Annotated in this window: 14 protein-coding genes; 5 read left to right on the top strand and 9 right to left on the bottom strand. The window is 65.0% G+C overall.

Annotation, left to right across the window (positions count from 1 at the left end; genetic code table 11):
- Positions 1-774 carry an enoyl-CoA hydratase/isomerase family protein gene (locus tag QOJ24_RS08400; RefSeq protein ID WP_526260523.1) on the bottom strand — a complete coding sequence of 258 codons (774 nt, stop codon included), beginning with the start codon at positions 772-774 and terminating at the stop codon, positions 1-3.
- 31 nt (positions 775-805) lie between these two features.
- The gene (locus tag QOJ24_RS08395; RefSeq protein WP_526260522.1) at positions 806-1,408 is read right to left on the bottom strand and encodes a dihydrofolate reductase family protein; all 603 of its coding nucleotides are present in this window, start codon (positions 1,406-1,408) and stop codon (positions 806-808) included.
- A gap of 72 nt (positions 1,409-1,480) precedes the next feature.
- On the opposite strand from QOJ24_RS08395, the gene QOJ24_RS08390 reads away from it, so the two are divergent.
- Positions 1,481-1,879: a DUF4267 domain-containing protein gene (locus QOJ24_RS08390; protein ID WP_526260521.1), complete on the top strand. Its 399-nt coding sequence runs from the start codon at positions 1,481-1,483 to the stop codon at positions 1,877-1,879.
- Here the strand turns inward: QOJ24_RS08390 and QOJ24_RS08385 are convergent.
- Together QOJ24_RS08385 and QOJ24_RS08380 are read right to left on the bottom strand one after the other, a co-directional pair.
- The gene (locus QOJ24_RS08385; protein ID WP_526260520.1) at positions 1,833-2,453 is read right to left on the bottom strand and encodes a TetR/AcrR family transcriptional regulator; all 621 of its coding nucleotides are present in this window, start codon (positions 2,451-2,453) and stop codon (positions 1,833-1,835) included. The two genes, QOJ24_RS08390 and QOJ24_RS08385, sit on opposite strands and share 47 nt — an antisense overlap.
- Entirely contained in the window at positions 2,450-3,802 is a 1,353-nt protein-coding gene (locus QOJ24_RS08380) for an aromatic ring-hydroxylating oxygenase subunit alpha (RefSeq protein WP_526260519.1), read from the bottom strand. Before QOJ24_RS08380 ends, QOJ24_RS08385 begins: the two co-directional genes overlap by 4 nt.
- An 89-nt stretch (positions 3,803-3,891) precedes the next feature.
- Between QOJ24_RS08380 and QOJ24_RS08375 the strand changes: the two genes are divergently transcribed.
- Entirely contained in the window at positions 3,892-5,652 is a 1,761-nt protein-coding gene (locus QOJ24_RS08375; RefSeq protein ID WP_526260528.1) for an N-acyl-D-amino-acid deacylase family protein, read from the top strand.
- Positions 5,653-5,656: 4 nt separating this feature from the next.
- Here the strand turns inward: QOJ24_RS08375 and QOJ24_RS08370 are convergent, their stop codons facing one another.
- The 5 genes from QOJ24_RS08370 to QOJ24_RS08350 all read right to left on the bottom strand — a co-directional run bounded on the left by QOJ24_RS08370 (position 5,657) and on the right by QOJ24_RS08350 (position 8,752).
- Positions 5,657-5,860: a hypothetical protein gene (locus tag QOJ24_RS08370; RefSeq protein WP_526260518.1), complete on the bottom strand. Its 204-nt coding sequence runs from the start codon at positions 5,858-5,860 to the stop codon at positions 5,657-5,659.
- A gap of 125 nt (positions 5,861-5,985) precedes the next feature.
- Entirely contained in the window at positions 5,986-6,135 is a 150-nt protein-coding gene (locus tag QOJ24_RS08365) for an EamA family transporter (RefSeq protein ID WP_526260517.1), read from the bottom strand.
- Between the two features lie 465 nt (positions 6,136-6,600).
- On the bottom strand, positions 6,601-7,356 hold the full coding sequence (locus QOJ24_RS08360) for a DUF899 family protein (RefSeq protein WP_526260516.1): 756 nt from the start codon (positions 7,354-7,356) through the stop codon (positions 6,601-6,603).
- A 17-nt stretch (positions 7,357-7,373) separates the two neighbouring features.
- Positions 7,374-8,048 (bottom strand): maleylpyruvate isomerase N-terminal domain-containing protein, encoded by a 675-nt coding sequence (locus QOJ24_RS08355; protein WP_526260515.1) that lies wholly within the window; start codon positions 8,046-8,048, stop codon positions 7,374-7,376.
- A gap of 5 nt (positions 8,049-8,053) precedes the next feature.
- Positions 8,054-8,752 carry a DUF899 domain-containing protein gene (locus tag QOJ24_RS08350; RefSeq protein WP_526260514.1) on the bottom strand — a complete coding sequence of 233 codons (699 nt, stop codon included), beginning with the start codon at positions 8,750-8,752 and terminating at the stop codon, positions 8,054-8,056.
- A gap of 91 nt (positions 8,753-8,843) precedes the next feature.
- Here QOJ24_RS08350 and QOJ24_RS08345 point away from each other — a divergent pair, with 91 nt between their 5' ends.
- The 3 genes from QOJ24_RS08345 to QOJ24_RS08335 are packed head-to-tail and all read left to right on the top strand — an operon-like array spanning position 8,844 to position 9,984.
- On the top strand, positions 8,844-9,173 hold the full coding sequence (locus QOJ24_RS08345) for an ArsR/SmtB family transcription factor (RefSeq protein ID WP_526260513.1): 330 nt from the start codon (positions 8,844-8,846) through the stop codon (positions 9,171-9,173).
- Entirely contained in the window at positions 9,170-9,607 is a 438-nt protein-coding gene (locus QOJ24_RS08340; RefSeq protein ID WP_526260512.1) for an SRPBCC family protein, read from the top strand. Before QOJ24_RS08345 ends, QOJ24_RS08340 begins: the two co-directional genes overlap by 4 nt.
- Positions 9,608-9,630: 23 nt before the next feature.
- Positions 9,631-9,984: an NYN domain-containing protein gene (locus QOJ24_RS08335; protein ID WP_526260527.1), complete on the top strand. Its 354-nt coding sequence runs from the start codon at positions 9,631-9,633 to the stop codon at positions 9,982-9,984.
- The last annotated feature ends 8 nt before the right edge of the window (positions 9,985-9,992 follow it).

Genomic DNA, 9,992 nt, shown 5'->3' with positions numbered 1-9,992 from the left:
TCAGCGTCCCCTCCATTGCGGTGCCCGCTTCTCGCGCCATGCACCAATGCCCTCGGCTACGTCCTCGGTGGCGCCGGCCACCTTGCGCATGGTCTCGCCGAAGCGCACGGACTCGATCCAGCCCATGTCCGCACTTCGCCATGCCACTTCCTTGGTGGCTCGCTGGGCCAGTGGGGCGGCCTGCGTGAGGACGCGGGCCCATGCCTTGGCCTCGGACTGCAACGCATCGGGCTCGACAAGCTTCCAGACCAGCCCGGTCTCTTTGGCCCGCTCGGCGCTCATCGGTTTGCCGGTCAGAAGTAGTTCCATCGCGTTGGCCCAGCCGACACGCTGAGGAAGGCGGATGGCGCCGACGATGGTAGGAACGCCGATCGTCACTTCGGGGTAGCAGAATGACGACTCCGTGGTGGCGATGACGAAGTCGCAGAACAGCACTCCGGTGAGCCCGTAACCGATGCACGATCCGTGCACCGCCGCGATGGTCGGCTTGAACAACTCCATTCCACTCTCGAAGGAGTTGATGGTCGGTTTCTCCCAGAACGTGCCGCCGAAGGTGCCTACCGAGCCCTCGCCGTCCTTGAGATCACCGCCCGCGCAGAAAACGCTGCCGTTGGCCGTCAGAATTCCGACCCACGCCTCCTCGTCGTCGCGGAACCGGTCCCAGGCAGCGTTCAGGTCCCGGCGAAGCTCGCCGTTGATCGCGTTGCGCGCTTCGGGCCGGTTGAGCGTGATGGTGGCAACGTGATCTTCCAGCGTGTACGTGGCGAGGCTCATGGCTACATCCTATTTCGCCACCTGGTGGACCTCATGGGTATCTCACGTCATACCGCAGGTGCAGAGCACTGGGCGACTCGAGTCTGCGGACCGGCACGAGCTCGATGTGGCGCGGGCCCAGCCGGTCGAAGAGGCGCCGTCCGTCGCCGAAAAGAACTGGAATAAGCGAGATTTCGAGCACATCGAGTACTCCCGCGCGCAGGAAATCCTGCGCCGTGTATGCCCCGTGCAGCATGACATCACGATCACCGGCGGCCCGCTTGGCTTCTTCGACGCACGACTGCACGCCCTCGGTGACGAAACGGACATCGCCCGCTTGTGTCTCGGCGGGGACTCGGTGCGTTAGGACGAATATCGGTACCCCGCCGTGATGATCGCCGTCCCAGTAGTCGGCGAAGTCGGCGGTGCGCCTGCCGGTGATCACGGCGCCGGTCGCCGTCATCTCGTCGAAAACCGTTTGGCCCGCTTGGTCGCTCGGCCGATAGCCGCTGGGATCGTCACCATCGCCTTGCGCCAGCCACTGATGCAGTCGGTGACCCCCGTCGCCAAGGGCGTTGCCCTTGGTGTCCTTTGGGCCCGCGATGAAGCCATCGAGCGACATCGACATGTACAGCACGACGCGTGAAGTATCCATGCTCATAGCGTTTAGACCGTGCTGATGTTACGAACTCATCGGATCGAGCGTGAGGCGCCTAGGCTGCAGGCCATGTCGATAGACCGCGCCGCACTCGCCGTCGGTGGTATCCGCCTGGCGTCCGGGATCTCGTTTCTGGTCGATCCGCTGCGCGCGAACCGCCTGTGGGGCGACCCCGATGAGCCTGCGCCGACAGCGCAGCTGCTCTTGCGTTCGATGGGTTATCGCGACGCGCTGATCGGCGGGCTGCTGGTGTCGGCGGCGTTACGCGGACGCAACACCCGCGGCTGGTTCCTCGCGTCCGGCGGGGCGGACGCCTCGGACCTGCTGGGCGGAATGAGGGTTCATTCTCAGATGAAGAAATCACAGCAGATCATCGGTCTCGGCGGTGCGGTGGTGGGCATCGGCGTCGGGCTGTGGGGTGCTACCCGTCGACGAGGCGACTCCGCAGCGGCGCCAGAAGCGCGCTGAGCCCGTACTCGAAAACGGCGTCGTAGTCGGTCGGGGATTGGAGCGCCTCGACCAGCGCCCTGTCGGGCCAGTCGTCGGTCCACAGCGAGGGATCCTCTTCGTCGTGCTTGGCTCCGCGGACGGCCGAGAACTGCATCACCGCAGACGAGATCACGTGAACCTGTATCGCGCGCAGAACGAGGGCCGCATCGGTTCCGGTCACGCCGATGTCCGCCAGCTGTGAGGCAAGCGTCTGCTGGATCGGCAGGAACAGCTGTGGGGTTCGATCACGCTCGTGGGCGATGGCCAGAAGGTGTTGTCGCTCGATCAGCGCCGTGCGCTGCGAGCGGGCAAGTGACGCAATGCGATCGACGGGAGTGTCACCCTCCGCCGGTAGGTGCGCCATCCGGCTCAACAACCAATCGACCAGGCTGTCGAAGAGCTTGTCCCGGCCGCCGACGTGCCAGTAGATGGACGTCACGGCAACCCCGAGGTCCTCGGCGAGACCGCGCATGGTGAAGGCATCCACGCCGCCGAGCTCGATCAAACGAGCCGCGGTGTCGAGGATGACCTCGGCGTCGACCGCTTCCTTCATGGCGTCTCACCTCCCGTCATGCGCTCCGATTCGGCCAGCTGCAAATAGCGTTCGAGGTTGCGGTGCATGTTGATCACGCGGCGTTCCTCATTCGACAGCGTCAGATGCGTCAACCCGGGTTGATGTAGACCGCGCTGAAGACCGGCGAGCACGGCGATGTCTTGACTCAGCACCAGGCCCGGGTGCGCCTCGTCGGCAGTCAAGCGCATATCGGCCGGCTTTGTCCGCGGCGTGCCCGGCGCCGTCCGCATCCACAGGATCATCACCAGTTCGCCGTGATCGGGGTCCGGTCCCGGGCGTGCGGTCAACACCGTCAGGTGATCGGCGTTGGCCAGAAGGGACATGTTGGGGAAGACGTTGTATTGATGCAGACGCAGTATCTGGTCGGTGCTCGCCCAACTCAGGTCGACACCGCGCTGGGCGGCGAATGCCCTTGTCCGCTCGGCGATCACATCGGACACTGACTGATCCGGCCGCCGCTCGTCAGCGGGGAACGCGGTGTCCTCGGCGAGGCCCATCAGCGCACCCTGAGTGGCGACATAGGCGTCCCACACTTCGGCGTCGGAGAGCGAATCCTTGATCAGCGGGCTCGGCACGCCGTAGACCTGTTCGGACTTGCCGGTGTGGCCCCAGATCACCTGAGGTGCGTAAACGTCGTCCATGCACCTGTGCAGTTCGGGGTGCAACGTCTGGATATGGTACGTCTCGCTGAACCCATCGGCGATCGTCTTCCAGTTGGCGTCGACCTCCACGGTAATCGTTGCGTAGCAACGAAAGTCGCCGAGCCCACACCATGCGATGTCGTTCGGCACAGCTTCCAGGAATTCCTGTAGGGGGATCGCGCCGGTGTCGAGGTTGACGAAGACGAGCCGCTCCCACGTGTCGACTCGTACGCCAAAGAGTGGGAACTCGGACATCGGGAGCGCGCCGAACCCCTTGCGGTTGGGCACTCGCCGCAGCGACCCTTCGAGATCCCACGTCCAGCCGTGGTAGCCACACTTCAGTTCGCGTAGTTCGGATCCAGAGCCTGCGCACAGCGAGTTGCCGCGGTGCCTGCAGACGTTCTGGAACGCGCGCAGTGTGTCGTCGTCGCCTCGGATGATGAGCACCGAATAGTGACCGCACCGGTACTCGAAGTAGTCACCGGGCTCGGCGACGTGGTCGACCGTGCAGGCAAACTGCCATACCTTCGGCCACATCCGCTCCGCCTCGAGTTGCGCGAAGGCCGCCGAGTGATAGCGCGCGGCGGGCACCAGGGTGGGGCGCTCCGGCGGCCCGCCGATCGCGTCTTCCCGATGGTCGTAAGCGGGGTTGCCGACCGCAGGACCTGCCTGCGCTGTGTGCGTCACGATCGGCCCTCCCTGATCCTGCGTCATTCGTCTGTAACGGTGTTACATTGACCACCGTAGCGGCTGACATGGAGTTCGAGGGAGTAATCGTGTTCGACCTCAAGATCACAGGCGGAACCGTTGTCGACGGGACGGGCGCGGACCGGTTCCAGGCCGATGTGGCCGTCAGGGACGGCAAGATCGTGGAGATTCGTCGCCGCGGGCCGGGAAGCGCCCCGCTGGAAGGCGATGCGGCCGAGACGATCGACGCGACCGGGAAAATCGTCGCGCCCGGCTTCGTCGACATCCACACGCACTACGACGGTCAGGTCAGCTGGGACAGCCTGCTGGAACCGTCCAGCGGGCACGGCGTCACCACTGTGGTCGCAGGCAACTGCGGAGTTGGCTTCGCCCCGGTACGGCCAGGTAAAGAGGATTGGTTGATCGGCTTGATGGAGGGCGTCGAGGACATTCCCGGCTCGGCCCTCACCGAGGGCATGACCTGGGGCTGGGAGAGCTACCCCGAGTACCTCGACGTGATCGAAAAGCATGACCTTGCAATAGATGTGGGCAGTCAGGTGGCGCACGGGGCGGTCCGCGCCTACGCGATGGGCGAGCGTGGGGCGAAGAACGAACCGGCCACACCGGAGGACATCGCGGCGATGGCACGCATCGTGCAGGAGGCTGTCGAGGCGGGCGCACTCGGCTTCTCGACGTCACGCACGATCGGTCACCGGGCAATCGACGGCGAGCCGGTTCCCGGCACCTACGCCGCAGAGGACGAACTGTTCGGCCTCGGTAGGGCGATGGCCGCAGGCGGCCGAGCCGTCTTCGAGCTGGCCCCGCAGGGGGTTGCGGGCGAGGACATCATCGCACCGAAGAAAGAGCTGGAGTGGATGCAGCGCCTCGGCGCGGAGATCGACCGCCCGATCTCGTTCGGCATGATCCAGGTCGACGCCGCGCCGGACCTCTGGCGCGAACAGCTCGATATCTCAGCGGCGGCCCATGCGGCGGGCAGCGAATTGTATCCCCAGATCGCCGCGCGACCGTTCGGCATGTTGTTCGGCTTCCCCGGCCATCACGCGTTCACGCATCGTCCGACCTTCCGTCGCCTGAAGGCAGAGTGCAGCCGGGAGGAACTGGCGCAGCGTCTCGCCGATCCCGCCGTTAAGGCCGCGATCCTCGCCGAGGACGATCTGCCACCGGATCCGAAGCTGTTGTTCGACAACATGTTCGCGCTTGTCCAGTACTCCCTGGGCCGTCTCTATGCGCTCGGTGACCCGCCCGACTACGAACCGACGCCAGATCGGGCCGTCGAGAAGATCGCCGCCGAGCGTGGTCAGGACCCGTTGTCCACGCTGTACGACCTGATGCTCGAAGCCGATGCCGGCGCGATGCTGATGCTGCCGTTCTACAACTACTACTACGGCAACCATGACGCGATCCGGGAGATGCTGACCCACCCCGCCGGGGTTTCGGGCCTGTCCGACGGCGGCGCGCACTGCGGCATGATCTGCGACGCCTCGTATCCGACGTTCCTGCTCACGCATTGGGCCCGAGACCGTCACCGCGGCGACAAGCTCCCGCTGGAGTTTGTGGTGCGCAAGCAATCTCACGACACCGCGCAGCTGTTCGGGCTCACCGATCGCGGTGTCATCGAGGTCGGGAAGAAGGCCGACGTGAACGTCATCGACATGAATGCGTTGACATTGCATCCCGCCCGGATGGCCTACGACCTGCCCGCGGGGGGTCAGCGTCTGGTCCAGGGGGCATCCGGCTACACCGCCACGATCGTCAACGGTGTCGTCACCCGACGCGACGGCGTCGACACCGGGGCGCGCCCTGGCCGCCTTGTTCGCGGTGCGCGCTGAACGCCTAGGAGCCCGCCTTGACTGCGGGCACCGCGACCGCGGTGGCCGGCGTCGTCGCAGGCGTTTCCTGCTTGCTCGTCGAGCCGATGCTCATGGTGCCCGAACTCGCCACCTGTGCAGTCTGCGCGGATTCCTGCACGATTGCGGCGGCCAGCGCACCCACCGAAATGAGAGCGCTTCCACCGATAACGGATATCAACGTCTTCACTGCAACTCCACCTTCCTCACCAAGTCGGCACAAAGTAAGCGCACAGACTGATATCAAGCTGGACTCGGACTGCCAGCTCGCTGTGGTTTGGGCTGCCTGTGAGTCAGAGGACCGCAACGCCGCGGCTAGGAGCCTTTGACGATGAGCACCACTGACGCGGCTGAGGCCACCAGCCCGACGGCCTGCGTACCCGCAATCGGTTCACGCAGGACCGCGGCAGCCAACACCACGGTGAATGCGGGATAGAGTGAGGCCAGCACTGCGACGACAGTCAATTGGCCTGCGCCGCTTGCGAACAGGAAAAGTAGGCTTGCCGACGCGCCCAACGCGACTATCTGACCCGGCAGCAGCGGCCACGATGCCCACCAAGGCAGGCACAGCGGCGGTCATCACTGCCGAGAGCGGCGCAACCACACTCATCCGCCCCGCGGCCAGACCGCGGATCAGCATTGCGTTGCCCACGCCGCTTTCGATCCCGCTGACTCCTCCCCATAGCAAGGCCGACGTAGTCGGGGCGCCACCCAGCCCGGTGAGGATGGCGACGGTCGCGGTCAGCACGCCGACGACCTGCACCGGTATCGGTATGAGGGCGGCGTGTGCCCGCCGCCCGCCCAGCCCACCGAGAAAGTCGCCGATTCCGTAGCTGATCGCCGCTAACAGAGCGAGCAGCGCACCCAACTCGTCGTCCGACCTTCCTGCGAAGGCATCAGGTTTCGACGCTCAGATACTGGCGTCGACGATTACCCTACAAGGTCGTCCGATCGTCCGGCTTCCAGCCGGGACCACTGCGGGATGGGGCGTCCGTCTATCCGGGTGTTGGAGCCGTCGACAATCCAATCCTGCGGCCAGCCGGCAGGGGAGTCCTCCCATGGCTCCTGGCGTCCGTACACCGTCAGATCCATCAGGGAAAGGCTGTAGTCCATCGCCTCGACGCCGCGTCGCGTGGTCCAGTACGTCTCGAAGACGCGATCGCCGTCGCGCAGATAACTGACGATGTGCATCATCCCCGCGGTGCGGCCGACGAGCAGTTCGTCGAGTGAGGGCAGCGCCGAGTACCACGGCATGCGCCAATCCATGAAATCGCGGTAACGGGCCCCTTCTTCATACGGTCCCTGACAGAAGACGGCGTAGGTGATGTCGCGGGAATGCAGATAGCCGAGCTCCTGCACCTGCGTGGTGACCCAGGTGCAGCCTTCGCACTGATCGGCGGCGGGCTTGCCGGTGTTCCACATGAAGTAATAGGCCAGCAGCTGACGTCGGTCCTCGAAGGTGTCCAGCAGCGTGACCGGTCCGTCGGGTCCGGTCAGCTCGAGGCCGGCGTCGACCTCGACCATCGGCATGGCCCGGCGGGCCGCGGCGATCGCGTCGCCCTGCTGGATGTGCGCCTTTTCACGGGTCCGCAGTGCGCCGATTCCGGCCTCGAATGCCTCTCGGTCGACAATTGCCGGAGTGGGCGCCCGGTTGACTGAATGACGATGTGGCGAGTCACTTTTCATCGCTGCCTCCTGGTGGCCTACTCGTCGATGTCGATGTCGATGTCGGCCGGGCCGAACATGTAGAGATGATCGAGTACCGGACCCGGATCGGCGGACCAGTTCATCGCCGCGAGCTGCGCGCGACTGCGCCTGCCGGTTCGCCACCGGAGGGTCTCGAATCGTGTTGTGCGCAGGCCTATCTCGGCGCCGTCGTCAGGCCCGCTGCAATACTCGCCGTCTTCCACTGTCACACAAAGCCGCACCGGCGCCCGTAGGCTCTTCAGCAGGCGGTCCGAGGAGTAATGGACCGCATCGGAATCACGGGCACCCGGCCTGCCCAGCGCGGCGCGGACATCGTGTTCATGGCTGGTGACGTCGCCGACGGGCAGTTCTAATCCGCGGGTTTCCGCGAGATGGTTCAGGTGCGCGGCCGCGTCGGTCCAGGCCGCGATCACGTCGGACACGGGCTGTCCGTCGAATCGGGCGATCTGCGCCGCGGTCTCGTCGTCTGTGGGCGCTCCGGTCAAACGCCCCCGGCCGATGTCGTCAGCCGTTGCGGCGAGATGGGCCACCACATCCCGTATGGACCAACTGGGGCAGGCTGCCACCGCGGTGCTCAATTCGACATCGTCGAGATCGGCTACCAAAGACGTCACGCGTTCCTTGGTGTCTTGGTAAATCCTGGCGACCCGGCGCGGATCAGTGGCGGACATCTGGATCACTCCTTCGGAGAGGATTCGCGGTCGCCGTATGCGTCGTGCCAGCGCCACCAGTTGTACGGCTTGGTCTGCGGATAGCCCTCGGGCGAGTCCTCCCAGACCTCCTGTCGCCCCAGCGCGGTCATGTCGAGAAAGTTCCACGTGTTGACGAACACCTCGTCGCCGCGATCGTCGATGAAGTAGGTGCGGAAGATGCGGTCACCGTCGCGAATGAAGGCGTTGGTGCCGTGCCATTGGTCGACTCCGAAATCGGTGTCGAAAGCGCCCTGCGGTCCGGGAATAATGGTGTACCACGGGTGATCCCAACCCATTCGACCCTTGATCCGCGCGACGTCTGCCTGCGAACCGCGGGAAGCGTAAACAAGCGTCGTGTCGCGGGCGTTCAGATGCGCGAGGTTGCCGATGTGGTCGGCCATCAACGAGCAGCCGACGCATCCGTGCTCGGGCCATCCGTGCACGCCCGGGTCCAGGAAGGCGCGGTAGACGATCAGCTGGCGCCGGCCTTCGAAGAGGTCGAGCAGGCCGACCGAGCCGTGCGGTCCCTCGAACCGATAGTCGTTGTCCACCGCCGTCCAGGGCATCCGCCTGCGCTGTGCGGCCAGCGCATCACCCGCCCTGGTGTGTTCCTTCTCCTTGACGAGCATGGCCTGCCGCGCAGCATCCCATTCCTGCGCCGACACAATCGGAGGCGTCTTCATGAATCTCCTCGGGGATCGCTGTCGAATCATTCAACATTTCAGTTGAACAACTTCTTCCACCACATCACGAGCAGTCGATATAGTCAACAAGATGGTTGAAGATCAGGTATTGGACCGCGCGTACGGCGCACTCGCAGATCCGACGCGGCGACTGCTGTTGGAGACGTTGCGTCAGGGCGATGCCCGCATATCCGACCTGGCCGCGCCGCTGCCGATGACATTCGCAGGCGTTTCACGCCACATCGGCGTGCTGGAGGCGGCCGGGCTCGTGCGGCGCGAAGTACGTGGTCGCGAGCACTGGCTCTCCCTACGACCGGACGGATTGACAATGGCCCAGCAGTGGATTTCCGAGCAGACGGACTTCTGGTCGACGCGCGCAGATGCGCTGTCGGCGCGGCTGCGCAGAAAAGACAGGCGATGAGCGAAACAGCGACTGTTCGCGTGCAACGCGTCATGCCTGCGGCGCCAGATGTCGTCTTCGACGAGTGGCTGGACCGAGAGTCGTTGCGGGAGTGGATGTGTCCCCATCCCGTTCGCGTTGTCGACGTCACCGTCGAACCGCATGTCGGTGGGATCGTGCGCTTCGACGTCGACGATTCGGGGACGCGTGTACTGATCACCGGTCAGTTCCTGACAATCGACCGCCCGCGTCTGCTGCGCTTCACGTGGGCGAATTCCAACTGGCCGGACCCGACGACGGAAAGTGTCGTCAGCGTCGCCTTCGAACCGGTCGGTGACGATGAGACGCTCATGTCCATCGAGCATTCACTGCTTCCCCCAGAGGAATTCGAGAGCTTCGACAGCGGGTGGACGCTGACGTTCGATCAGCTGGCCGCGAGCCTGGGCGATAGGTGACTCAGCGCTGGATCGTCGACGCGATGAACGTGATCGGCACTCGGCCGGACCGCTGGTGGAAGGACCGTCGAGGCGCCATCGTCAGGTTGGTCGACCATCTCGAACGGTGGGCCCAAACCCACGAGCGCCCCGTGACAGTGGTGCTGGAGCGGCCGATGTCGCCACCGATCGAGTCTTCGGTGATCGAGATAGCACATGCACCAGTGGCGGCAGCCAACTCGGCCGATGACGAGATCGTCCGGCTCGTGCAGGCAGACCGCGAGCCACAAGACCTGACCGTCGTGACATCGGATGGTGCCCTTGCGCAACGGGTCCGAGCCGCAGGCGCATCAGTCCATCCGGCCGCGAGCTTTCGCCGGCTCATCGACAGGGAGTGAGGGTCGAA

Origin of the sequence: Mycobacterium sp. (genome assembly GCF_032159775.1) — a bacterium.
GTDB lineage: Bacteria > Actinomycetota > Actinomycetes > Mycobacteriales > Mycobacteriaceae > Mycobacterium.
Note: the sequence above shows the minus strand (reverse complement) of the source record. Positions and strands in the feature narration are given on the sequence as shown.

Bases quoted from the DNA above. Each gene is read 5' to 3' on its own strand.
- QOJ24_RS08400 (WP_526260523.1), bottom strand. From the start codon at position 774: ATGAGCCTCGCCACGTACACGCTGGAAGATCACGTTGCCACCATCACG.
- QOJ24_RS08395 (WP_526260522.1), bottom strand. From the start codon at position 1,408: ATGGATACTTCACGCGTCGTGCTGTACATGTCGATGTCGCTCGATGGC.
- QOJ24_RS08390 (WP_526260521.1), top strand. From the start codon at position 1,481: ATGTCGATAGACCGCGCCGCACTCGCCGTCGGTGGTATCCGCCTGGCG.
- QOJ24_RS08385 (WP_526260520.1), bottom strand. From the start codon at position 2,453: ATGAAGGAAGCGGTCGACGCCGAGGTCATCCTCGACACCGCGGCTCGT.
- QOJ24_RS08360 (WP_526260516.1), bottom strand. From the start codon at position 7,356: ATGAAAAGTGACTCGCCACATCGTCATTCAGTCAACCGGGCGCCCACT.
- QOJ24_RS08355 (WP_526260515.1), bottom strand. From the start codon at position 8,048: ATGTCCGCCACTGATCCGCGCCGGGTCGCCAGGATTTACCAAGACACC.
- QOJ24_RS08350 (WP_526260514.1), bottom strand. From the start codon at position 8,752: ATGAAGACGCCTCCGATTGTGTCGGCGCAGGAATGGGATGCTGCGCGG.
- QOJ24_RS08345 (WP_526260513.1), top strand. From the start codon at position 8,844: ATGGTTGAAGATCAGGTATTGGACCGCGCGTACGGCGCACTCGCAGAT.
- QOJ24_RS08340 (WP_526260512.1), top strand. From the start codon at position 9,170: ATGAGCGAAACAGCGACTGTTCGCGTGCAACGCGTCATGCCTGCGGCG.
- QOJ24_RS08335 (WP_526260527.1), top strand. From the start codon at position 9,631: ATGAACGTGATCGGCACTCGGCCGGACCGCTGGTGGAAGGACCGTCGA.